A 23,720-nucleotide genomic window follows, 5' to 3' on the forward strand; every position below is an offset into this window, starting at 1 on the left:
TTGAAAAACCTCATATATGCCATGAAATCAGCTATTTTGCCCTTATCTAAAGGCTCATATAACGCACGTCGGATGGCTTTTTCCCAATACAAGAGGCCCAGCAACTATAGTAATCTAGTTGTAATCTCCTTTGAACGAACTAAAAAAATAAATGAAGGAAAAGGGCTGGCGATCAATTTATGAAAAAAATCATCTATCTCGATCAAGAAAAAAAGAAGCTCGCTGAATCAAAGAAAAGAGAACAGCGTTCCATCAAATCACTCAGACTGCTTGTGTTTTATGACGGACAAAGTCCTTCATGTGCAAAAGCAATTGACCTGTTGAAATCACTCGATTGGAAAAACCGAATTCACTTTGAATCATTTAGACACTCACAGCTGCTGAGACTGAATAAAATTAGTGAAGAGAAGGCAGAGAAACGAATCGTGTCTATTTCCTTAGCGAAAAATCAAAAAAACTCAGGGATTTATACGTGGCTGAGAATGGCTTGTCATATCCCTGCATTATGGGGAACGGTCCCATTCATTGTACTCAGCATTTGGCTTGGCTTTGGGCAGCATGCTTACGATTATTTTGCGAGAAAACGGTACATTCATTCTGTCGAACAAGTCACCCGTCCCGATACAGATCAACAAAAGACCATCTAATCATAGAAAAAGCATGACCTTCGATCGGCAGAAGGTCATGCTTTTTTGTAATATGGGATAAATGATGCTAAGTGATCAAGCAGCTTTGTTGTGTAAGACATATATGCACGCTTATCAAGCTCAGAAGCCGCATAGGAAAGCAAGGTTCTAAGAGCAAACAAGTACTCATTGTGGAGCTGATTGTGTTCAAAGTAAGGAATCGCTGCTTCTACTAAATAAGTTTTCAAATCATGAGGATTCTCTTCAATCATCAATTTATAGATTTTAATCATATATAAACAGTTTGGTTGAATACGAGGCTGTTTGAGCAGCTCGTGTATGTATGGAAGCGCCTTTTTGCGATCATATTCCGCATACAATGTCGCGATTTCATAAAGCGTTTCACAGTAACGATCTTCTATCTGTTCTTGATTAAAATAATTGAGTGAATCTAGTAAATAAGGCACAGCGGATGAGAAATCTCCTTGGCGTTTTAAGAGAACCCCGTAATAAAAATAAGCTGTCATCTTAATATAAGCATCAGGGTGAAGCGACGTGTGTAAAATCACTTCTTTTAAATATCTTTTAGCTGTTTGAAAGGCCTTTAATTCTAGTGAGATGACCCCATGAATGAGTGTACAATGGATGACCCGCTTGAAATTATTTTTTTGTCTATACAAATCCATTGCTTGATGTGTGGCCTCAAGCGCATCACCGAGATGCCCCATAGCTCCAAGTGCTTTTGCATAGTGATAATACAGGTCACTCTGTTCAACAGAAGCGTAAGAAAAGCAGCTTTCAAGTCTTTTCAATCCTTCTTCGAGCTGACCGATTTTAATCTGATGGATGCCATCTAGATATTCAAACGTTTCTTTTTCAGTGTCAATAAAGGTTTTTTCAAACTTCTTAAGCACGCGGTGCGTTTTTAAGGCAAGCTGCTGTTTTTCTGTTAATAAATAAAATTGAAATAAGGACAAATGATACTGAATCCCTAAATCTAGCGAAAAGAACTGTTCCTCGTGATGAATGATCATTTCTGCATTTTGCTCTGCTTGATCGAGCGCATAGAAATACATGTTCATTTGAAACTCATCGAGCAATGACAGCAGGTGACGCGCCTTTTGCGACAGCGTTTCTTGACTAATTCCAAGCCGTTCAAGCAAAAGATTGATCGTATCTTGATTGGCCTCTTTTGAGCCATTTTCAATTTTACTTAAATGAGAGACAGAACAAATTCCTTCTGCCAACTCCGATTGGGTCATATTTTGTTTATAACGATAGAGTTTGATGATTTGCCCAATATTGATTTTCATTCCATCCAGAAGCCTCCCTTCCAATCATGGGTTGAAAGCTTTTTGAAAAAATAGCCGCATGAGACAAAGTGGAAATACCTGAAATCATTTCATCATCTTGGCTTTTTTCTCAAAATTTGTTTAAAACGTAATATGATTGTAACATTACTTGAAAAAGTCAAACAACTTTTTAGCAGAGAGGTGAGGTCCTATTTGCAAACAACACATGATCATGTTTATAATGTGAATGAGAATCAATTTCAATTAAGGTTGATTGAAAGGATGACATATATGCCAGAAACAAAACAACAAACAGAAGCGTTAACGGTTCGAGACGCTGTCAGATATAGACGATCGATTCGAAAATTCAAAGAAACGCCGGTGAGCATTGAACAGCTTCAGCCATTATTAGAGGACGCAGTCTATGCACCCAATCATAAAATCACGGAACCTTGGCGTTTTTTATATGCAGTGACGGATGAAGCAAAAGAGGTATTTGTGGAGCGGTTTATTGCTTTCTTTAAACGCAACAATCCAGACGCAAAAGAAGAAAAGATCAATCAGTACAGAGATTATTTTTCTAAAGTACCAGCACTTTTACTTGTTGTTTTAAAAGAAGACGAAAATCCAGTTGTGAGAAATGATGATTTTGCCGCTGTGAGTGCGCTCATTCAAAACTTCCAGCTGCTGGCTTGGGATCAAAGAATCGGTATGGTATGGAAGAGCGGCCGTATTTTATACGACAAAGGGTTTCAACAGGATATGGGATTAAAGGAAAACGAACGCTTTGCAGCGATTCTTCACATCGGTTATCCAGAAGAGGTGCCTGAGGAAAAGTCACGTCAGAAGGCATCAAGCCTGCTAACTGAAATCAAATAAAAACAGACCTTATCAAAAGGTCTGTTTTTTTACTTATTGTTTTTTGGCACGCTGATCGGCTGCTTTCATACGTGCCATCGCTTTTACGTCATTCGGATCTGCAAGTTCTTTGGAAAATTCAACATATTCGCCATCCGTCTCTTGTGCCGCAAGCTGGTGGTTGGATTTTTTGTGTTGGTCTTTTTTCAAAGCTTTTCCCTCCTTTACAAGATCACTTTAGTTATGTGCTTGTAAAAGAGGAATATCCGTTTTATTTGTTTCTTTTTTCTGCTGCTCTTTCCGCTTTTTTGAATTCCTGCTGATACAGAACTTCCTGGGTTTTCTTCAGTTTTGAAGTCGGCTGGTGTTCTTTTTTCTTCATCAAAATCGCCCCCTCATCTCATTTTTAATAGGATGGGTGTTTTTGACAACATTTATTCCTCTGAATGCAAAATCGCTTCTTTTAGCTCAGGGAGTAAAAATTCATAAGAAGACAGCAGTGCCTTTTTCGGCAGGGCGCGCTGGCCTTCTAATACAAGCAATGACATGTCGCCAAGAGCGGTTTTGATGACAAAGGACGGCACCTTCAGCCAGTGAGGGCGATGAAGGACAGATGCAATGGTTTGCCCCAGCTGCTTCATTTGAACAGGATTTGGAGACGTGACATTGAGTGGACCTGATATGTGATCATGTAGAATGGCATACGCAATGAGATGTGCTACATCCTCCACGTGAACCCAAGATACCCATTGCGAGCCAGAGCCAATTGTTCCACCGGCAAACAGCTTGTATGGCAAGGTCATAAGAGGAAGTGTGCCTTTCTCTCCTAGCACTACCCCAAAGCGTGTATAAACCGTGCGAATACCGAGCGCCTCAATTTTTTGCCCTTCAGCTTCCCAAAGCTTTGACGTATGACTTAAAAAGTCTGTATCGGCTGGTGGGGCCTCCTCCGTAAAATCCTCTGTCTTGGAAGTGCCATAGATACCGACAGCACTTGCTTGAATGAGCACAGATGGTTTCGATTCCTGCGCTTCTATGATGCGTCTTACTTCTTGCGTTGATTGAAGACGACTGGAGAGAATGCCTTTTTTTGCTTTGTCCGTCCAGCGTGTGAAAATGGATTTTCCAGCAAGGTTAATCCATACATCAATCGCAGGCAATTCATGTTCAGGCTTAGCACCTTCTGTCAGCCACTGCACATAGTGTAAATGATTTTGTTCGGATTCCTTTGGATTTCTTGTTAAAATATATAGATGATGTCCTTCAGCTGCGAGCACCTTTGTGATATGCTGGCCGATAAACCCGGTTCCTCCGGTAATGGCGATATTCAATTGACATCTTCTCCTCTCATATACATACCTATATCTTTCACGATTTTGAATCAGAAGAAACATCCTGACTGTTTGAAAAAAGGAGTGATCACAGGATGCCCTATATTACGAAAATCTCTGCTCAGAAAAACAATACAGAACGCGTGAACATCTTTCTTGATGAAAAGTACGCTTTTAGCGTTGATCTAGATGTGCTCGTCCAGCATGATTTGAAAAAGGGAAAAGAGCTGGACGAAGCCGATATCATAGAGATTCAATTCGGTGATGCAGTAAAAAAAGGATTTCAGCAGGCCGTCGATTATTTATCGTATCGGATGAGATCAGTGAAAGAAGTCACCGATTATTTGACGAAAAAAGACATACCAGCACCTGCTATTAGTGAAATTATACACAAATTAAAACATTATAAGTATGTAAATGATCTTGAATTTGCAGAAGCATATGTAAGCACCCACCGAAAAACGAATAGCAAAGGCCCGTCAGTGCTAAAAAAAGAATTAAAGCTGAAAGGCATAGACGATGACACCATCGAACAAGCACTATCGCAATATCCGAATGATTTGCAGCTAGAGGAAGCAGTGAAACAAGTGCTGAAGCTGGTTAAGAAAGAGAAAAACCGGTCCGCAAAAGAAATTGAACAGCGTATCAAATTGCAGCTTCAGCGAAAAGGATTTTCATTTGATATCATTGATAAAGCCCTTCAAGAAGCCTATGATGGACAAGAAGAGGAAAAGGAAGAAGAAGCCCTTCACTATATGCTTGAGAAGGCAAAACGCAAGGTAGGATATGACGGATCATTTGAGAAAAAAATGAAAGTGAAGCAATTCCTTTACCGAAAAGGATTTGATCTTGATACAATTGATCACGTTTTAGACAAAGGGGAATGACAGATGGAAAAACGCTATAGTGAAATGACAGAATACGAATTAAAGCAGGAGATTGCCGCTCTTTCTGAAAAAGCAAGAAAGGCTGAGCAGCTAGGCATTGTGAATGAATATGCCGTGTTGGAGCGGAAAATTGACATGGCGAAAGCCTATTTATTAGATCCAGCTACTATTCAGACGAAAACGACCTATCACATCAAAGATACAGACGAGCAGTTTTATGTGGAGTATTTAAATGGGGTTTTTGCTTGGGGCTACAGAGTATCAGCGCCAAATAAAGAAGACGCCCTGCCGATTTCAATGCTTACGCAAAAGGACTGATCAATAGCCATTTGCTGAGGTAAGAAGAAAAAGGACTGATCCCTAGAGATCAGTCCTTTTCTTTACTTCGAACGTTGTTTACGGACGTTGTTCTGAAGTACGATGTCGTGCTGCGTTTGCTGCGTTTCTCCGTTGACCTGAGAGGCAGAATGTTTAGCATTCGCCCATGGTTGAGGGTAAGCGGTTGTTCTTAATTGAACAAAGTCTTCCATATACGATTTCCCATTTGAACTCATATCTCAAGCACTCCCTTTGGAAAAATTAGCGTTTCCCTGATGCCCTCATACGTTCCTGTGGACGTGTATTCGTCTCACCGTTCGGCCTTTTAGATGCATAAGCATCTGTGGCCCCTGGTTCGCCTTCAAACTTGTGATTCACTTGATTTGGAAAGCCCTTTGCTTTATTACGCATACTGATTCCCTCCAAACAATACAAATCATTTGCGTCTTTTGAAGACGTAAGGGTAGTATATGAAAAAAGAGATTTTTTTAAAAAGGCACTTTCTGCTAGATGAAGGAGGAACCAGTATGGAACAATATTTTGAGCGATTAACCGAACAACTAATGGAAAAAAACAATATGCTCACATATGAAGAAGCACGTACATGGGTAGAGCTCCTTTGGAGTGATTTTGAAACAACTTATGCAAAGGCTGGCCGCAAATATAAAGGACAGGAAACGACTGAACGGATTGTCCAAGAATGGATCGAAAGCTATGGTGCTCAGCTGCATTTATTTCAAAATAAACAATCGAAGGCAAATGAGCATTTGCAACAAAACAACAAAGGGCTACTGCATTAAAAGGGTTGCCCTTTTCACTTCTACTCATCTTTTTCAATAAACAGGAAAATATATAAATAACTAAACAATTTTATGAAACAATACCCAGTCTGTGATCAAAATTACAGGCTTTTTACAATGGATAAACTTAAAATTACATTAAATTCATGTTGGTGAAAATCACTGGAAATAAAACTCTGATATAATGTAACGATTAAGGATACATGAAATTTATGGATAATAAAAAAGGGTTTCGTTTTCTGACAAAAAAGGAATAATGAACATAACAGACTATGTGAAAAAAGTGAAGAGAAGGTGCGATATGGAACGGGAACTGCTCTCTGTTATAATTCCTTCTTACAATGAAGGTGAAAACATCAGACGAATCTTTGAGGCACTCGAGGAAGAGTTTCGCGATTTTCATTATGACTTTGAAATCATCTTTGTGAATGATGGAAGCAAAGACAATACGCTTCAATACATGAGAGAGCTCTCTCACAAAAGTGCAAAAGTCAAATACATTTCCTTTTCTCGTAACTTTGGGAAAGAAGCTGCAATTTTAGCAGGTCTTGAGCATGCAAAAGGGGAAGCTGCGATCATTATGGACGCCGACTTACAGCACCCAACGTATTTGATTCAGGATTTTGTTAGAGGCTACGAAGAAGGTTATCATCAAGTCATTGCCAAACGAAACCGTAAAGGGGACAGCAAGCTTCGTTCTTACCTATCATCGATGTATTATAAAGTGATGAACAAGGTGGTCGAAGTGGACTTGCGTGATGGTGTAGGAGATTTCCGCTTAATTTCCCGTCAAGCGATCGACGCATTGCTTCAGCTGAAAGAGGGAAATCGTTTTTCAAAAGGCCTTTTTTGCTGGATTGGCTTTGAAGAAAAGGTCATCTATTATGAAAATGTGGAAAGACAGCATGGTGATACAAAATGGTCACTGAAGAAATTATTTAACTATGGCATAGATGGCGTTATTTCTTTTAACAACCGCCCGCTGCGTATTTGTTTTTATACGGGTATTTTGATCTTATTTCTCTCTTTGATTTACATCGTGGCGACCTTTATTCAAATCGTCAGAACGGGCATCATGGTACCGGGTTATTTCACTTTAATCTCAGCTGTGCTTTTCCTCGGTGGTGTCCAGCTCTTGAGTCTAGGCGTGATCGGAGAATACATTGGCCGGATTTACTATGAAACGAAAAAGAGGCCGCATTACTTAATTCAAGAATCAAATGTCATGGAACAAGAGACAAGCTCAAAAGAACAAGACCGAGTGTTAACGCAGTTATTTAAATAACGTGGAGTCAAATAACCGGCAAGCACGAAACGCTTGCTGGGTTGTTTTGTTTCAATGAACAGTGGATCTTTTGTAGAAAGGGTTTAGATGATGAAACGTAAATGGATACTCATTGGAATGTGCCTCATTCTCGCTTTATTAGGACACTCCTTTTTCTTATATGAATATACGCAAGGCCGATATATGACGGGAGATGGGGATGGCATTTCGCAAATGCTCCCGTTTAAAAAGCTGCTGTATGATGAATACGTCAAAGGAAACTTCTTTTATTCCTATCAATTTGGTCTAGGCGGCGGTACATATACGCAATTAGGTTATTATTTTACAACATCGACTGTTTTTATGGTCACAGTTGCTGTCGTCTGGCTGTTGAATGCGCTTCACCTTATACAGTCAACAGATATTCACTTTTGGGCAAATGCTGTTATTTGGCTTAGTGTGATCAAGCTGACGGTCATTCTGTTCATCGCATATCGTGTGCTTCTTTCGATTGTGCAACATAGGCTGGGGGCGCTGACAGGTGCCGGTATTTACGGACTGTCTATTGTGTACTTTCGGCATCAAACGTTTTGGGAGTTTTTCACCGACAGCATGATGTGGCTTCCGCTGCTTGTGCTCGGGGTTGAACGGATTTTTAAAACAGGCAAGCCGGCTTGGTTTATTGCGGCTTGCAGTCTCATGCTGATCAATAATTTTTACTTTGCTTACATTCACTTTATCTTTTTAGCCATTTATCTCGTCTTCAGATATATGATCAAGCTTCAAAGCGAGGAGCGAGGCTGGAAGGTGTTCTGGACCCTTGCGATCTCTACGTTGTTATCGTTTGGGATCAGTGCTGCCTTTTTTATTCCGTCTGTTTACGGCTTTCTCAATAATGTAAGACCGCCGTATGAACAGGCGATTCCTTGGTTCGAGCTGCATGATCATCTGCTGTTTACAAGCAGGGTGTATTTATTGCCGGTCATCTTTCTGATTTGTCTGTTTCTCGTTCCGCTTTACCGGAACAGATGGTTTTTCATGTTCACATCGATCAGTGTTCTGCTGATCATTTTTCACTACAGTCCAAAGATGGCGAGCGTGTTTAATGGTTTTTCTGCACCGCAGTACAGATTTGAATACATTCTTGCTTTTACAGTTGGAGCAGTCGTAGCCATCACCATCAAGCATTTCTCGCAAATTGAGTGGAAGTGGAAAAAACGTGCGGTGTTAGGCGCTTGGATCGTGTTCCTTCTCGCAGTCGCCCTTTCAGAACGAGCAAAGGGAAATATGGATGTTGTTGTGTTTACCGGAATAGGAATGCTTGTGATCAGCTTGTTCTTCCTCTCGATACATGCGGGGAAACGTCTGCACCTTCGTCTCTTTTCAGCTGTGCTCATCGTTGTGAGCTTACTGACAGCAGGCGTGTATCAGCAGGGCTACTTATTTGAAAGAAGCAATATTAAGAGCGTATCAGATACGTATCTGAGTAGTGAGGCGTATGCTGGACATGAGCAAATGAAGCTCATTCAGCAGATTCAAAGCCGCTCTTCAAAAGATCCGCTTGCCCGGATTGATTGGATGAATGGTGTGCGCAACAATACCCCGTTATTTGAAGGTTTTCAAGGCATGAGTGCGTATTCAAGTATATTGAATCAGCATCTGCTCCATTTCTACTGGAATGACCTGCAAATTGATATGGGGCGGGAAAGTGTCAGCCGGTATGCATCAATGGGAGACAGGGCGAATTTATACAGCCTGACCTACGGGAAGTATTATATGAGAGACAAATCGATGTCTTTCTCACCGCCGGTTTATTTCAAGCCAATATTGGAAAGCGAACATTATGAAGTGTATGAAAATACACGTCCGCTCCCATTTGCAAGAACAACGAGTACCGTCTATTCAGAAAAGTCACTAGAGCATGCGTCAGCACTTGATAAAGAACATGCGATGTTGCAAGGTGTGATCTTAAACAAAAAAGGAAATGCTGAAATCGACCAATCGCCTGATCGAATAAAGGATACAAACATTCATACTGAACAAGCGGTATACGAAAATGGCGTGCTTGATGTATACGGGGAAACGGGCGGGCTGAATATCACCCTTCCAGATGATATCGCTCGCGTGGGGGATGTGTATGTGAGCTTTTATGTGAAGCGGACCGACCGTAACGAAGGGTTTCAGTTATCTGTGGATGACTACGTCACATCACGCAAAAGCAATACGTCTATCTACAAAACAGGCGTTAATGACGTGACGATTCGAATCCCAGCTGAAAAAATCCTTTCCATTCGAGTGCCAAAAGGGACGTATGAGCTGAGTCAATTAAAGCTGTATCATGAGCCATACCGCATCCTTGAGCGAGCATATGAAAAAGAAAAACAGGATGATGGCAGCCAGCAAGTAAAGCTTAAAAATAACCGCTTTACGATCTCTTATGATAACAAGCGTGGCGATGATTATATGATTCTGCCTGTTCCATATGAAAAAGGCTGGGAGCTCACGGTGAACGGCCAGCAAACCGATATTGAACAAGCCAATTATGCGTTTATCGGTTTTCCAATAGAAAAAGGAAAAAACGAGATCGTGCTAACCTACTATCCGCCTTATATCAGAATTCTCGCATTGATTTCACTCGTCAGTTTGATTGGTGCGATCCTTTATGCACGGAGACAACACAAGAAACACCACTTTTTAGCATAAGTGGTGTTTTTTATCTTTCATCTCATACGTAAGTTTTTTCATCCCATTCAATCGTGTATTCGTTCATTTTTTTATCAATATTGTTTTGAATACTCATGTGCTGAAATAGCGCATTCAATTCTTCTGTCCTCTTTCTTCGATCCTTTTCATAATAATAGAACGCATCTCGATAATCATGATCCCTTAGCATCTTTGCTATGAGCATGGCATCTTCTAGACTATACGATGCCCCTTGACCAACAAAAGGGTTCGCCGTATGTACCGCATCACCTACAAGAACAACACGTCCTTTTGACCACACAGGAAAATCCTTTATTTCATAGATACTTCTTGGAAAGAACATGTTAGTATGATCGATGATGTCAGAAAGGTGTTTAGGAATGTTCCAATGTTCCATTTGTTTATATAATAACTGTCGGATGGTTTCTTGATTGGCTTTCTCAAAATGTTTTGTAGGTAACTTCTCAGGACACTGAGAGAAAGCTTGCCATAAAATATTCATTTTATTTGTTGGATGCGCTTTCCCAAAAATGAATTGAAAGTTTCCGTCATTGTAAAAATAACTTGTTGCCTCATCCAATACAAAATCATTCACAAACGATACTCCTTGTAGTCCCCAAAAACCGCTATAGTCTAATTTAGCATTAAACGCAATAGCCTCTCTTGTTTTAGAAAAAGTTCCATCTGCTCCTATTACAATATCACCTGTTATCTCAGTTTCATCTTCAAAAAGAACCTGAACGGTATGAGGCTGCTGTTTGATTGAGATTAACTTTTTGTTGTATTTCACTTCTATTCCTTGACGGTGAACTTCTTTTAAAAGTGATTTGATGATTTGGTCTCTCATGACGTTCAGTAAAGGAGCATCATAATATTTTTCACTATAATTGTGAAAGATCGCTTCTACTTCATTTTCACTGTTTATTTGCTGGATATTCTTTATCACTGTTGCATTTGCTATCACTTCATTTTTACACCCGATTCCATCCAAAATCTTTACCCCATTCGGAGACAGTAAAAAACCTGCTCCTGTTTCTAATTCTTCATCTGACCTGCTTTCATAAATCGTACTTTCCATTCCAGCCTTTTTTAAGAATAAAGAAGTAGCCAATCCTGCTACACCACTGCCGATAATGATCACATTTTGAGATTTCATTATTTCCCCTCCTATTTTATAAACAGACCGGTCGGTTTATTTTAGTGCAAAAAAATAAGCTTTTTCATATAGGACAGCGTATCACAATTCCCCCTCTTCATTTGGTAATTAAAGTATATGATAATATGTTATAAATGATTTCGCAAGAATGAAACTAACCAATTTCTGATCAACTTCTTTTAAAAACATGAAGGGGATAACAAAACATGAACAAAGACACCGTGATAAAACACTATGAACACACCCTTGAATGGGTACAGTCACTAACGAAAGTAACAGAAGAAGAATGGCGTAGCGCCATCGCTGAGGGAAAATGGAGTATTGCTGAGATCATCGCTCATTTCGTTCCGTTGGATGAATTTATTTTACACGACCGTCTAAAGGAATTTTGGAACGAGCAAGCGTTACCGCAGGCACCTGATGCGCATGAAATGAATCAGCAGTCAGCCGAAAGAGCAAGAAAGGAAGAGAGAAGCGAGACGATCGGGCGATTTATTGCTGTTAGAACAAAATTGCTTCAAGAAATGAAGAAAATCGAAGCATCTCGCTGGAATACATCCTTTTTGATCGGTCAAACCGAGCTGACGTTATCAAGTTATTTTCAAAGTTTGATTAAACATGATCTCCATCATATGGAGCAGATTAAAAAAGTACTGTCTACAGAAAGACGATAGAGCGTCACGAAGCTTCTTTCTCAAATGGAAACGTCGCATAATCAAACAAAAAATGAAATAACCAAAGACTTAGCGCAAAGAGAATTTCTTCAGAAGTAGTCAGCAAAATGCCGTCAACCAATTCATCTGATAAGTAGACAGCACCCCAAATAAACAAAAGGTGAAATAAAACGGTATAGAAAACGATGGATCGTTTTTTGGACCGACACTTATGAACAAACCGCATGAGCACGTGTTCCAGATGTTCAAAAGAGATCCCGAGTACAACATAGATGCCCATAAACAGAATCAACGATAAAATCGATTGATAAAAAGCACCGGTCAAATAAAAGAACAGCACACAAAACAACAAAAATATGTAACAGACAGCCGACGCCGCCATGAGCCATTTTAGCCCTTGCCATAAAGCGTGAACAGATTGTTGCATGGGTAAACAACACTCCTTTACATGAAGATACCTGCAAAAAGGACAGCCTTTTTGCAGGAAGGTTGGAATTAATCCTCTTTTTTAGGTGCAGCGATGACAGGGTGTTTTTCAGTATCAAGCAATTTCAAGAATTCTTCGCCTTGATCTAAATGATCCAAAACAAGCTGTTTCGGTGTGACCGCAAGCCACTGATTGAGCGAGATATCTGCATAATGATCGCTCTTGAAGATTTCTAAGAAATAAAGCGGTTCGTCGCCTGTATTTTCTACATAATGCCCCATCGCAAATGGCACATAGCCAACATCTCCCGCCTGATAGTTGAAGGTTCTCGCATGTCCATCAGAAGCAAACACCGTCATTCGAGCTTTTCCAGAAATAAAATATTGCCATTCATCCGTATTTGGATGCCAGTGCAGCTCACGGATGGCACCTGGATCAACTTTCACAAGAGCGGATGCAATCGTTTTAGACGCTTTAAAATTGGTAGAGTCCGCAATCCACACTTGTCCACCGCTTGACGTAATCGGCTCTTGTTTTAACAGCTCATATTTAAAGGAATTCGGAACTTCTCCTTGCTCTGTTTGCACCTTGTCACATTCAAGGGAACCAGGAATTCCTTTTTGGAAAATATACTTCTCTTTCTCTGGCAGCTTCTTAAATTGCTCCTTTGTCATTCCAAAGTTTTGGAGAACGACTTCCTCTGGGGTATGGGCAAGCCAATCAGTCACTTGGAACGTACTATTTTCAGAGAAGGAACCATCATCAAACACAAGTAAGAATTCAGCTCCCGGTTCAAGTGCTTGGATAGAGTGCGGCAAGCCAGAAGGGAAGTACCACAAATCACCCTCTGTCACATCCTCTGTAAAATTGCGCCCCTCTGCATCAACCGATGTAATTCGTGCTTCCCCATAAATCATGTACGCCCACTCCGCTTCCTTATGCCAGTGCAGCTCGCGAATCGCACCAGGCTTTAGCCGCATGTTCACAGAGGCAAGACTTTTAGAGATTGGCAGTTCACGTACCGTTACCTCGCGGGCATAGCCGCCTTTTTCTAAACGGTTGTGCGTATCAGAAAAAGAATATTTCATGTTGGGAACCGTTCCATGATCGGTTTCTGGTGGCGTGAGCATATCTGGGTTTTGTCTGTCTCGCTCGAGATTACGTGGAATTTTGACCGTTGCTCCTTTTTCTCCTCGAATCGGTTGCGGTACACCATTTTGCTTTTCACTCATGATAAAATCCCCTTTCAACATCGTATTGTGTGAGGTGACAAAAGGCCTTTCATTTCGCCCTCGTTTTCATAAGGTGAAACGAATCAAGAAGATGTCAATCTGATTCATCATTTTTTTGAACAGCGACCAATCGTTGGATGAGCTTGCTTAATTCATCAAACTTTCGTTCAAAACGTGTCAGCAAATAAACCGTTAAAATGGCAGGGAAACCAGCCTGACCAAGCTGCTTCAGCCATTCCTCCGAAAAAAAGGTCTCCATTTGTCTCACCTCCCAGCGGATGCTCGTCTTCTCTATAAGTGGTATGAAAGAAGAAATAGGAAATCAAAAGGGGAGAAAATGAACCATTAGACCCGTTTCACAAAGTTTACTTTTTTTAACTTTTGTCCACTTAATGCAAGTAGAGAGAACAAAGGGGAGGATGCACATGGATTATCGGCTGTTATTGAAAGCAAAATGGAAGGAAATCGTTGATCACCCGCTCATTCATCAATTTTTAAGCAACCCTAAAAACCAGCAGCTGCTTAGGCAAGTCATGGAAGAGCCAAACGAGGAAAATGCGAAAAAACTAGATTCCGAGTTCAAGCAGTTTTATCAAAAAATCCGCATCATCAAGTATATTTCCACAATGATCCGCATCTTTTCAGTCGACTTTGACAAACGATTGAAAAAAAAGCAGCAGCGTTTTCCGCTCATACTCGATCATCCTGATACACAAGAAGTGAAAGACCCTGTTCAAACAGATACGTATGAAGCCGTGCTCTTCAACCAGCAAGACTTAGGGGAGCATCTGCAAGACCAAACATTGTACAAGGCCTACCAGCAGCTCACAGACAAACAAAAAATGGTCTTAACCCATATTTATGTTGAAGGTCAAACAATGAAAGAAATAGCCGATCAGCTAGGTGAAACAAGACAAAACATCTCAAACATTCACAAAAAAGCGCTCAACAAACTAAAAGAAAAAACAGGGGGAGATGTCCGTGCACGAAGACAAAATCACCAATGGAGAAATGGAAGAACTCATTGAAACCTTCACACCCATGATCAAAAAGAAACTACAAAACACGGCATATCAAGAAAGAGAAGACCTCGAACAAGAACTCTACATCAAACTCATCGAAAAAGTAGACCGGCTGATTTACCAAGAGGGACCTGGCTTTTGGGAGTTTATTGTGGAATATATGACGAAGATGTAAGAGGAACTGATGGTGCGAATGTTAGGTGAACATCAAATCCCCGGGACATTCGCACCTTTTCATTCGACAAAAATGAGAAAAAATGTATATTTTATAAAGGGGAAAACAAAATTCTTTATTGAAAGTTGTGGATTTTGCCTATCATTTCCTAAAAAATGTTACAATTAGGGCAGAAATCGCAGTCGCACTCTACATGAGTGTGTGGATTGAAATCCTAACGCAGCAGCCAAACAAAAATACATTCAGGTCGCACTCTACATGAGTGTGTGGATTGAAATTGATGATGTCTGCTTGAAGTAGACGGAGGAATAAGTCGCACTCTACATGAGTGTGTGGATTGAAATATTGTGGGGAATGCAGATATTACATCAAGAATTAAGTCGCACTCTACATGAGTGTGTGGATTGAAATCAGACGGATGATTGTGGGCGATTATGACGGATCGGGTCGCACTCTACATGAGTGTGTGGATTGAAATTTTTGAAGCGTGAAGCGGTAGTATACTGTTTCAGTCGCACTCTACATGAGTGTGTGGATTGAAATTTTCTTTGCATCAAGACTCATTTAATTGGTGCCGTCGCACTCTACATGAGTGTGTGGATTGAAATGGTCAGTTTTTAGGGAAGAATAAATGCGGAACGATGTCGCACTCTACATGAGTGTGTGGATTGAAATGCCATAGTACCTAGAGGTCTTTTAGACCGGCGGGTCGCACTCTACATGAGTGTGTGGATTGAAATTCCATGATTCTAAATTGACAAATTCGCTCTCCCGTCGCACTCTACATGAGTGTGTGGATTGAAATTTTGCTGAGTCGGTGTAACAGTCCAGCTGGATCAGTCGCACTCTACATGAGTGCGTGGATTGAAATGATTTCTTCGTCTATTAAATCTTCATAGTATTTGTCGCACCCATATATGAGGTGCGCATGGTTTTCAATGATTGTGTCTTAAACGGTTATGACTACCTTAAAGATCATCTTCTTACAACATCCTCTTTCAAATAGCCATCAAATATACTGTTCATTTGTACAGTGAAAACATGACTCCTTACAGTCATGTTTTTTTCTTCTTCTTTTTCCTAAATAAACCTTAAAAAATCTCAAAATAAGTCGAAATGAAAAGTAGTCATTTAGATTCAAATTTTATCCATTCGTAATGTGGTGAAGGAGGAATTGGTTTGGGTGAAACGGAGCGAACCGGTAAAGTTGAGCAGCTGATCTTAGAGAATTATCAAAGATTAAACAGCATGATATCCGAAGAAGTCGACTTTGCTTCTAATCATGGTGGGCTGACAGGGGATTCTAGAGAAGTGATGTGGATGGAGTTTTTTCGGAAAATCATTCCTAAAAAATATTCATTAGCACAAGGTGTCATCATTATTGACTCAGAAGGAAATCATTCTAACGAAGTCGATATTGCCGTATTTGATGAACAGTATACACCGTATGTGTTCCAACACAATTCGTTGAAGTTTATACCGATTGAGGCGGTTGCGGTTGCTATTGAATGTAAAAGTTCAAATTTCGATGTTGATAATTTAAAAGTTTGGTCTGACAATATAAAAAAATTAGTACCGAAAACAAAAGGAATAGCTAGGATGGCCGCCCAAGGGGTTGTCATGGTTGAAAATGATACACAGAAACGAACACGTCCTATTTTAATTTTAGCAAGTAATTTAAAAAGGCAAACAGCAAACTCATCTTCAAAGATGTTTAAAATATTAGACAAAGCATTTGACCTTATTCTTATGAAACAAAAGAGTGTATTTCATTTAAGAGCTCCTAATGAAGGTGAACACCTAGGATGGTGGGCTAATGAATTAAATTGTTATGATCCAGAAAGATCTAAGGAACAAGAGGATGAAGAAAAGAAAGAAAATAATGAAGATGATAGTAAAGACAACATGATTTCGAACAAACTCAGCGATTTACGTATTGATGGATACGATCTATTGACACTAAACTTCCAATTAAATCAATTGCTAATGCTCATCAACAATCCCATGTTTTTCCCTCACTATGCATATGCCAAGCTGTTTCAGAAACAGATAACAAAGTGAAGAAAGGAGAGCGACATGACAAGGGAATCTAGTAAACCCAAAACGAATTGGCATGATGTGAAACATGCGATTGACACGAAAATCCATGAAGACCAAAGACTTTTTAAAGAGCCGCTTACTATTCATTTGGTTACGCCAATGTTTGGGGGAGGGCCCCAATCAAACTCAATTGATCAAGACAGACCCATTCGAGAAAGTGCAATTCGTGGACATCTTCGTTTCTGGTGGCGTGCAACTCGAGGAGCTGCCTGCAAAAATGCGAATGAATTATCTAAAAGAGAAGCAGAGATATTTGGTCATACAGAACAAGCGAGCCAGATTCAAGTGATAACGCATTATGAAAAAGACGAAGTGAAAAGAAATTCAAAAGTATTTTTTAAAAAGAAAAACCATCCTTTTCCACGGTATGTTCTTTCAAATATGAAAGATGAAACACCATACCTCATGAAGGCGCAATTTTCTTTAAATATCCGGTTATCTAAAAAAACAACCGATTTTGAATTAATCAAAAAAGAAGTTGAAGCAGCATTATGGGCTTGGATCAACTTCGGTGGACTTGGGTCAAGAACGAGACGTGGGTGTGGCAGTTTATATTGCAAGCAATTTTCACCATACAACAAGAGGACAAAAAGCCAATTGGAAAAATGGTTTGAGCAAAAGCTTTTAGAATATGACATTCAATTGCCAGTATCAAGTCGAGAATGGCCAACGCTTAGTCGAGAATTCAAAGTACAGGCATTTCCATCATCTATGATCTCAAGCTGGCAGTCTGTCATTCAGACATATGAAACATTTCGAAGAAGATCTAACCCGGACAAAAAAAGGGGAAGAAGTTGCTGGCCGGAAGCAGATACTATTCGTCTGTTAACAGGTAAGGCTAAATCAGGTCATCACATCCCTTATCCAAAAGAGAAACCATTTAAATATCAAGCATTTCCTAGAGCTCAATTTGGTTTGCCTATTCAGTTCCGATTTGCTCCTAAAGATAGTGGGAAAGATCCAGATCCTGTAACGCTCCTACCTAAAGGAAAGGATCGTTTGGCTTCACCACTCATCTTAAAACCGTTAGCTATTAATCAAAAGGAATCAGTGGGCATGGTGATGGTGTTGCAGCAACCAAAGATCGAAGCGTTATCGCTTTTAGGGTACGGAAAGCCTTTGCCCAATGTGACAGATGAACAAAGTATCTACCCAACAGCCACCTACTCAAACAATCCTTTACGAGACGAGAGTGGCCGGACGCACTCATCGGCGATTCAAGCCTTTTTACATAGCAAGGAGGTGCAAACATTTTGTCAGAAGAATCACAAAAACAAACATTAATGCTATTTTCGATAGGGCCTGTTCAAGAATTTATTGCGCAAGCAAGGCGGACGCGTGATTTATGGTTTGGCTCTTTTCTTCTATCTGAATTAAGTAAAGCAGGTGCGAAGAAATTTCAAGAACTGGGTGGAACGCTTATTTTCCCTGTGTTCAACGAATCCTCTGCAAAAACAAACAACGCACCAAACAAAATATTGGGAGAAATTTCACACGAACAGCCTTCATCCGTTGCAAGACAAGTGAAAAAAGCAATATATGACAAATGGAAGGAATACGCAGACTTTGTTAGAGAAATAGTTGATCCTTATATTCAAATAGGCACATGGAATCGACAAGTAGATGATTTAATAGAATTTTATGCTGTGTGGACTGAGGTGCAAAATCAAGACAGAGCGGCAAATGCGTCCACAAGTCCATATCATTTGGCTCTTCAAGAAGTCGAAGGTTTAATGGCGGCACGGAAGACTTTAAGAGATTTTAAACAAAATGAGCCAGGGGCGTTATTCGGTGAACCAAAATCATCACTTGACGGTGGACGAGAGTCTGTTTTCCAAAAGAAAAAAACACTACAGCAAGTGGCGCAACTAGCGAAATGGGGAATTGGTGAACATGAATCATTAGATGCGATTTCAGTGATCAAACGATTGTCCTTACATAAGCATCCGAGTATGACATTTCCATCTGTATGTGATAAAGCGTTTGCTCCCTATCAAAATATGTTGGACCAAAATGAACAGATGAAGCAAGCAGCCATAAAATATGTGAAAGATGTAGAAACATATCTTAAGAATATGAATCTGACAGTAGCCCCTATTGATTTGAGTGAGGCATCGCTTTTTTATGAAAGAAGAATAGAAGATTATCTTGAACAACGTGGACTTGTCGGGACCACACGAACAGAAGCGAAAAATGACATCACACAGCTGCTCGAAAAATATTTCAAAGGTGAATACAGCAAGCATCACGGCCAGCCGGTTAAACCACCAGCACCTTCACCTTACTATGCCTTTCTCATGGCCGATGGAGATAAGATGGGCAGCCAACTGCGAAATATACAGCATGTAGAAAGTCATATTGCATTTTCTAAAACACTCTCAACTTTTGCTTCAAAGGCTCGTGGGATTATTTCCGAATGTGAAGGTACATTGATCTATGGCGGTGGAGATGATGTCATGGCTTATGTACCGGTTCACAAATGCTTAGAAGCAGCTGGGAAATTACAAAGAGAATTTGTTTCAACGATGAAGGCTCATCAACATAGTGAGACACCTCCTTCGATTTCAATTGGAATCGCCATCGTCCATATGCTTGAGCCTCTTGAAGAAGTAAGAAGTATGGCACGTCAGGCTGAACAATATGCAAAACAAGAGCGAAATTCATTAGCGATTCATTTCCAAAAGCGAGGCGGAGGAGACACAATGAATATCTCAGTCTCATTTCAAATAGATCCAGTGGCCTCTATCCAAGAGATGACGGTGTGGTTAAAACAGTCTTATTTCACGAATGGCTTTGCATATGGCTTACGAGAGTTGTATCAAACATACGAACAGTCTTCTTTTAGAAAACAGCCGGAAATTTTAGATGAACTCATTCCACTAGAGATAAGACGTCTTGCATTCAAAAAGAAAACGGAAGCAAAAACAGAGCAAGAAACGAAAGAGTGGATCGATCAATTGATTGCGAAGTATATACCGAAAAAGAATACATTAGAAGAATTACATACAATCGCTGAATGTATGATCATTGCTCTTCAACTAGAGGAGGTAAGTGGACATGCCTGAAAGATGGTTTCACATTCAACCGCTTGATCCGCTGCTTATTCGTGATGCACGCCCATTTCAAAGTGTACCAGGTATACGGGCGCGTTCACTAAACGATGTTCCGCCAAGTGTGGTCGCAGGAACACTTCGTACAGCTTTAGCGAAGAAACGACAATCAATCAAACACACGACGCCACTTTCTTATTATTCAAAATCTCTTGTGCGAGGTCCTTTATATCGTTGGCATGATCATTTATATGTGCCAATGCCTCATGACCTTGAGTTATTTGATGATGAGTATGGCATGTATCAAGTGAGACCGAAGCCAATGATGTCGGAAGGACAGGGCTTTTTTGGTACAGGAAAAACAGGCCGTTTTAGTGAGGCATTATGGCCGCCAATTGGAGCTGGTGCTCGTAAAAAAATGAAATCGCCGCCTGCTTTTGTATCACTAAAGTGGATGGTGAACTGGCTGACAGACGCAGTGGATGAGAGTCAGGTGAAGGAAGCCTTGACTGAATACCAACATATGCAGAAGGAAAATCATTCTTTCAAAAAGGAAACACCACCGGCATTTATTCCAGCATTACAGCGTCAGGAACGAACACAAATTGAGGTGGAGACTGGCAGTAAAAAGGCAAAAGATCAGCATCTATTTTCAACAGAATCACTCGTATTCCCAGATGGCTTTAAACTGGAGGCGGGAATAGAGTTATCTACTGAAGAGTCAGAAGCATTAAAGCCTTTCTCAAGTCTTCACCCAATCGGTGGTGAAAGGCGGCTGGCTCATATAGAAGACCGGCCACATGTATACCAACAAGATTGGACATGTCCGGTTGCTATTAAAGAATCGCTAAAAAACAAGCCGTATGTTCGCATGATATTGGCGACACCTGCTTATTTCAGTAAAGGATGGCAGCCCGGCTGGCTGGATGAACAGCTCATGTCAAAACCACTATTTGATACAAATGTACGACTCAAATTGGTTTGGGCATCTGTTCCACATTGGCAGCCTATCTCTGGATGGAGCTTAGCAAATAAAGACAAAGGGCGTGAAAAAGCAATACGCCGCTTAGTCCCCGCAGGTAGTGTTTACTTCTTTACAGTAGAAGAAGGAGATCCAGCAGAACTGGCCGAAAAAATGTGGCTTCAATTAGTATCCGATCGTAACCGGCGCAAAGAAGCGTTTGATCGTGAAGATGGCTGCGGGTTAGCACTTTGGGGAACATGGAAGCCGAATGAATAAGAGGAGTGAGATGATGGAAGCAAGCCGTTGGTTTTGGATACATTGTTTATCCCCCCTCCATATTGGAGCGGGTGAAGGAGTTGGCGTGATTGATATGCCCATTCAACGAGAAAAAGTAACAGAATGGCCGATTATACCTGGAAGCAGTATCAAAGGCGTGCAGCGTGAACATTATCGCGCGAAAGGACAAGACACATTCGTACAAAAAGTATTTGGTACACAAGGAGATCAAGATGGAAGCGCAGGAGCAGTCGTCATAACAGATGGCCGGTTATTTTCATTCCCGGTGGCGAGTAGATACGGTACATTTGGATATGTGGCAAGTCCACTCATATTGAAAAGATTAGCCCGCGATGCAAAAGCATTAGGCGTAACGCTGGATATCCCTGATCTCATCGAAGAATCAAGCACGCTAGTCACCATGAATTCTAAATTAGTAGAGAATGACGAATTATATCTAGGTGAATTTCAAGGGGCTGCGAAAAAATCTCCACAACTAACCGATTTTGCTGAACAGATGGCCAAACTTTTATTCGAAGATAAACAATCACAAACTCTTTGGATAGAACGATTTGTGATTGTAAGTGATGACGTTTTTCAATACATTGTCACCATGAATTCTGAAGTGACACCTCGTATTAGAATTGATCATGAAACCCAAACAGTTAGTAAAGGAGCTCTCTGGTATGAAGAGTATGTACCAGCAGAAGCCATATTTTATGGGCTCATGTGGTGTGATCGTGTCGATGGAAGCAATGATTTATCTGTTAGACACCAACTTTTAAATCAACTAGAAAAACAGATGTATCTTCAATTAGGCGGAAACACAAACGTAGGTAAAGGAAGAGTATCCTGGCGTATGACAGGAGGGGAGGGATCATGAAACTCATTCAACATCATTATGCTGAGAAAGCGTATCAACATGTGATGAATGCCAAAACGAAAGAGGAGAATTTCTCCAATCAATATGGACAACTCTGTCACAGATTCGCCTCAATGATCTTAACAAATGGATTAAGGCTCACCATTACATTTTTTGAAGCAAAATCAAAAAAAGGAAATGCTTATCAACAATTCGTTCAGGATATAAAAGAAACACTAGATATACAAGGAGATTGGTCAGCTTCTAATCGAGATTATTTAATCAAATCAAGACAAGCTTTAAGTGCATCTGTTTGGTTAAAAAGATATGCGGAATCTATTTTAAAGGTGGAACAAGGGGCGGAAAATGTGGAGGACATTCAATGAATCTGTCATTAACCTTAAACAAAAGCAAATGGGAGATTGATGGTTCTACATTGTCGAACGTTATAAAGGACAGTTCGAAGAAGCAGTCATTTTATGAAAATGTGATTAGTTTACATCGAAAGCAATGGGGAAAAAATCGCTTATTGTATGAAAAATTTGTGGAGCGATATTATACCGATACGAACCCCACTTGCATAGTCAAATCCATATCGCCGTTAGTCATTGGACATGGAGGAGAGGGTGTGCTTGAAACGGGATTGTTATTACACCCGATATACGGCGTTCCTTATTTACCAGGAACTGCTTTAAAAGGCGTAGCCTCTCATTATGCCCATTCTGTATTAGGTGAAAACTTTCCAGAACTAAAACAAGGTGGTAGTGATTACATCACATTGTTTGGAACAAACGAACGTGCTGGCATCATCGAATTTCATGATGCGCTCATGATGCCTGAGACGGTAGGAGAAGCATTCAAAGTAGATGTGATGACACCACATCATTCAGACTACAACAGCGTCAAGCTAGATAAGATAAACAAAGGGGGAAGTGTTCCAGCCCCTCGAGACGATGACTCACCAACACCGATTCATTTCTTAACGGTGGTCAACGGCCGCTTTCAACTTCTATTGAAAACAAAAAAGAATCGACCAGAAGAAGTGGAATGGCTCGAGCTCGCCAAAACCATCTTACTAGGAGCTTTAGAACACGAAGGAATCGGTGCTAAAACAAATGCGGGTTATGGAAGACTTAAAATGGACGACGTCATTTCATAAGACTAAGTGCGAATGTGAGGTGAACATAAAATCCCTGGAACATTCGCACCGTTTCATTCGACAAAAATGAGAAAAAATGTATTTTTTTAGAGGTGAAAACAAAGTTCTATATAGAAACTTGAGGGTTTTGACGATCATTTCCTAAAAAATGTTATAATCAGGGCGGAAATCGCAGTCGCACTCTATATGAGTGCGTGGATTGAAATGTTACAAGCACTACATCAGCAACGACAGCATTTGTGTCGCACTCTATATGAGTGCGTGGATTGAAATTCAAATGGCAACAGGATGCTCTTTTTCTTCATGCGTCGCACTCTATATGAGTGCGTGGATTGAAATAAGCTGCCGTCCTCTTTCAACTTCTTTTTTCGGAGTCGCACTCTATATGAGTGCGTGGATGAAATAATTCTGTTTGAATAATCAATTCTTGTTTAGTTGTCGCACTCTACATGAGTGTGTAGATTAATAATTGTGAAAAACATAACTCTGCCTCTCAGTAGTCATGTATTTAACTAAATTCAAAGTTGTTGTTGAAATAATAAAT

The 23,720-nt window shown here is 40.3% G+C and carries 27 protein-coding genes and 2 CRISPR repeat arrays; of the genes, 17 read left to right on the forward strand and 10 right to left on the reverse strand.

Annotation, left to right across the window (positions count from 1 at the left end; genetic code table 11):
• Positions 1-179: 179 nt before the first annotated feature.
• A complete protein-coding gene (locus NST15_RS04110) occupies positions 180-647 on the forward strand; it encodes a DUF393 domain-containing protein (RefSeq protein WP_007496690.1) in 468 nt (155 codons plus the stop codon).
• Positions 648-682: 35 nt separating this feature from the next.
• Here the strand turns inward: NST15_RS04110 and NST15_RS04115 are convergent, their stop codons facing one another.
• The gene (locus tag NST15_RS04115) at positions 683-1,939 is read right to left on the reverse strand and encodes a transcriptional regulator (protein WP_035391280.1); all 1,257 of its coding nucleotides are present in this window, start codon (positions 1,937-1,939) and stop codon (positions 683-685) included.
• A gap of 270 nt (positions 1,940-2,209) precedes the next feature.
• Here NST15_RS04115 and NST15_RS04120 point away from each other — a divergent pair, with 270 nt between their 5' ends.
• Positions 2,210-2,797, forward strand: coding sequence for a nitroreductase (locus NST15_RS04120; RefSeq protein ID WP_342498888.1), 588 nt, complete (start codon positions 2,210-2,212; stop codon positions 2,795-2,797).
• Between the two features lie 33 nt (positions 2,798-2,830).
• Here NST15_RS04120 and NST15_RS04125 read toward each other — a convergent pair whose 3' ends face one another.
• From NST15_RS04125 to NST15_RS04135, 3 genes are all read right to left on the reverse strand, one after another.
• Positions 2,831-2,986 (reverse strand): YfhD family protein, encoded by a 156-nt coding sequence (locus NST15_RS04125; RefSeq protein WP_008341997.1) that lies wholly within the window; start codon positions 2,984-2,986, stop codon positions 2,831-2,833.
• Positions 2,987-3,047: 61 nt separating this feature from the next.
• Complete coding sequence (locus NST15_RS04130) at positions 3,048-3,158, reverse strand: YfhE family protein (protein ID WP_017358836.1); 111 nt, start codon at positions 3,156-3,158, stop codon at positions 3,048-3,050.
• 52 nt (positions 3,159-3,210) lie between these two features.
• Complete coding sequence (locus NST15_RS04135; protein WP_099496396.1) at positions 3,211-4,107, reverse strand: TIGR01777 family oxidoreductase; 897 nt, start codon at positions 4,105-4,107, stop codon at positions 3,211-3,213.
• Positions 4,108-4,202: 95 nt separating this feature from the next.
• On the opposite strand from NST15_RS04135, the gene recX reads away from it, so the two are divergent.
• Positions 4,203-4,994, forward strand: a complete 792-nt coding sequence (recX, locus tag NST15_RS04140) for a recombination regulator RecX (RefSeq protein WP_017358838.1) — start codon at positions 4,203-4,205, stop codon at positions 4,992-4,994.
• 3 nt (positions 4,995-4,997) lie between these two features.
• Positions 4,998-5,312 carry a YfhH family protein gene (locus tag NST15_RS04145; protein WP_007496702.1) on the forward strand — a complete coding sequence of 105 codons (315 nt, stop codon included), beginning with the start codon at positions 4,998-5,000 and terminating at the stop codon, positions 5,310-5,312.
• 62 nt (positions 5,313-5,374) lie between these two features.
• Here the strand turns inward: NST15_RS04145 and NST15_RS04150 are convergent, their stop codons facing one another.
• Positions 5,375-5,548, reverse strand: a complete 174-nt coding sequence (locus NST15_RS04150) for a YpzG family protein (protein ID WP_003217811.1) — start codon at positions 5,546-5,548, stop codon at positions 5,375-5,377.
• Positions 5,549-5,573: 25 nt separating this feature from the next.
• Positions 5,574-5,723 carry a small, acid-soluble spore protein K gene (locus tag NST15_RS04155; RefSeq protein WP_003217849.1) on the reverse strand — a complete coding sequence of 50 codons (150 nt, stop codon included), beginning with the start codon at positions 5,721-5,723 and terminating at the stop codon, positions 5,574-5,576.
• Between the two features lie 116 nt (positions 5,724-5,839).
• Between NST15_RS04155 and NST15_RS04160 the strand changes: the two genes are divergently transcribed.
• The 3 genes from NST15_RS04160 (at position 5,840) to NST15_RS04170 (ending at position 10,079) form a co-directional block, all read left to right on the forward strand.
• Positions 5,840-6,112 (forward strand): YfhJ family protein, encoded by a 273-nt coding sequence (locus NST15_RS04160; RefSeq protein WP_017358840.1) that lies wholly within the window; start codon positions 5,840-5,842, stop codon positions 6,110-6,112.
• Between the two features lie 301 nt (positions 6,113-6,413).
• The gene (locus NST15_RS04165) at positions 6,414-7,397 is read left to right on the forward strand and encodes a glycosyltransferase family 2 protein (RefSeq protein WP_008341983.1); all 984 of its coding nucleotides are present in this window, start codon (positions 6,414-6,416) and stop codon (positions 7,395-7,397) included.
• A gap of 87 nt (positions 7,398-7,484) precedes the next feature.
• Entirely contained in the window at positions 7,485-10,079 is a 2,595-nt protein-coding gene (locus tag NST15_RS04170) for a YfhO family protein (protein WP_050827073.1), read from the forward strand.
• 22 nt (positions 10,080-10,101) lie between these two features.
• Here the strand turns inward: NST15_RS04170 and NST15_RS04175 are convergent, their stop codons facing one another.
• Entirely contained in the window at positions 10,102-11,235 is a 1,134-nt protein-coding gene (locus NST15_RS04175) for an NAD(P)/FAD-dependent oxidoreductase (RefSeq protein ID WP_342498889.1), read from the reverse strand.
• A gap of 206 nt (positions 11,236-11,441) precedes the next feature.
• On the opposite strand from NST15_RS04175, the gene NST15_RS04180 reads away from it, so the two are divergent.
• Complete coding sequence (locus NST15_RS04180) at positions 11,442-11,909, forward strand: DinB family protein (RefSeq protein WP_050827075.1); 468 nt, start codon at positions 11,442-11,444, stop codon at positions 11,907-11,909.
• Between the two features lie 4 nt (positions 11,910-11,913).
• On the opposite strand, the gene NST15_RS04185 is transcribed toward NST15_RS04180, so the two are convergent.
• The 3 genes from NST15_RS04185 to NST15_RS04195 form a co-directional block, all read right to left on the reverse strand.
• Positions 11,914-12,336, reverse strand: a complete 423-nt coding sequence (locus NST15_RS04185; protein WP_050827076.1) for a regulatory YrvL family protein — start codon at positions 12,334-12,336, stop codon at positions 11,914-11,916.
• Between the two features lie 68 nt (positions 12,337-12,404).
• On the reverse strand, positions 12,405-13,568 hold the full coding sequence (locus tag NST15_RS04190) for an oxalate decarboxylase family bicupin (protein ID WP_017358845.1): 1,164 nt from the start codon (positions 13,566-13,568) through the stop codon (positions 12,405-12,407).
• A 94-nt stretch (positions 13,569-13,662) separates the two neighbouring features.
• Positions 13,663-13,827, reverse strand: coding sequence for a YvrJ family protein (locus tag NST15_RS04195; protein WP_003217819.1), 165 nt, complete (start codon positions 13,825-13,827; stop codon positions 13,663-13,665).
• Between the two features lie 166 nt (positions 13,828-13,993).
• On the opposite strand from NST15_RS04195, the gene NST15_RS04200 reads away from it, so the two are divergent.
• The 9 genes from NST15_RS04200 (at position 13,994) to cmr6 (ending at position 23,176) form a co-directional block, all read left to right on the forward strand.
• Positions 13,994-14,596, forward strand: coding sequence for a sigma-70 family RNA polymerase sigma factor (locus tag NST15_RS04200; protein ID WP_342498890.1), 603 nt, complete (start codon positions 13,994-13,996; stop codon positions 14,594-14,596).
• Positions 14,544-14,765, forward strand: coding sequence for a sigma-O factor regulator RsoA (gene rsoA, locus NST15_RS04205; protein WP_342498891.1), 222 nt, complete (start codon positions 14,544-14,546; stop codon positions 14,763-14,765). The genes NST15_RS04200 and rsoA overlap by 53 nt, the downstream gene beginning before the upstream one ends.
• 181 nt (positions 14,766-14,946) lie before the next feature.
• A CRISPR array of direct repeats spans positions 14,947-15,636; the repeat unit is 32 nt; unit sequence GTCGCACTCTACATGAGTGTGTGGATTGAAAT.
• A 308-nt stretch (positions 15,637-15,944) separates the two neighbouring features.
• Entirely contained in the window at positions 15,945-16,826 is an 882-nt protein-coding gene (locus NST15_RS04210) for a DUF6602 domain-containing protein (RefSeq protein WP_342498892.1), read from the forward strand.
• Positions 16,827-16,841: 15 nt separating this feature from the next.
• On the forward strand, positions 16,842-18,149 hold the full coding sequence (gene cmr1, locus NST15_RS04215) for a type III-B CRISPR module RAMP protein Cmr1 (protein ID WP_342498893.1): 1,308 nt from the start codon (positions 16,842-16,844) through the stop codon (positions 18,147-18,149).
• Complete coding sequence (gene cas10, locus NST15_RS04220; RefSeq protein WP_342498894.1) at positions 18,119-19,930, forward strand: type III-B CRISPR-associated protein Cas10/Cmr2; 1,812 nt, start codon at positions 18,119-18,121, stop codon at positions 19,928-19,930. Before cmr1 ends, cas10 begins: the two co-directional genes overlap by 31 nt.
• Positions 19,923-21,155: a type III-B CRISPR module-associated protein Cmr3 gene (gene cmr3 / locus NST15_RS04225; RefSeq protein WP_342498895.1), complete on the forward strand. Its 1,233-nt coding sequence runs from the start codon at positions 19,923-19,925 to the stop codon at positions 21,153-21,155. Before cas10 ends, cmr3 begins: the two co-directional genes overlap by 8 nt.
• 13 nt (positions 21,156-21,168) lie before the next feature.
• Positions 21,169-22,038 (forward strand): type III-B CRISPR module RAMP protein Cmr4, encoded by an 870-nt coding sequence (cmr4, locus tag NST15_RS04230; RefSeq protein WP_342498896.1) that lies wholly within the window; start codon positions 21,169-21,171, stop codon positions 22,036-22,038.
• The gene (gene cmr5, locus NST15_RS04235) at positions 22,035-22,403 is read left to right on the forward strand and encodes a type III-B CRISPR module-associated protein Cmr5 (RefSeq protein WP_041506564.1); all 369 of its coding nucleotides are present in this window, start codon (positions 22,035-22,037) and stop codon (positions 22,401-22,403) included. The genes cmr4 and cmr5 overlap by 4 nt, the downstream gene beginning before the upstream one ends.
• Positions 22,400-23,176, forward strand: coding sequence for a type III-B CRISPR module RAMP protein Cmr6 (gene cmr6, locus NST15_RS04240; protein ID WP_342498897.1), 777 nt, complete (start codon positions 22,400-22,402; stop codon positions 23,174-23,176). Before cmr5 ends, cmr6 begins: the two co-directional genes overlap by 4 nt.
• Before the next feature lie 173 nt (positions 23,177-23,349).
• Positions 23,350-23,640: a CRISPR direct-repeat array (repeat unit 27 nt; unit sequence GTCGCACTCTATATGAGTGCGTGGATT).
• Positions 23,641-23,720: the final 80 nt, after the last annotated feature.

The organism is Bacillus sp. FSL R5-0820 (assembly GCF_038593385.1).
In the GTDB taxonomy this organism is placed as follows: domain Bacteria; phylum Bacillota; class Bacilli; order Bacillales; family Bacillaceae; genus Bacillus; species Bacillus altitudinis.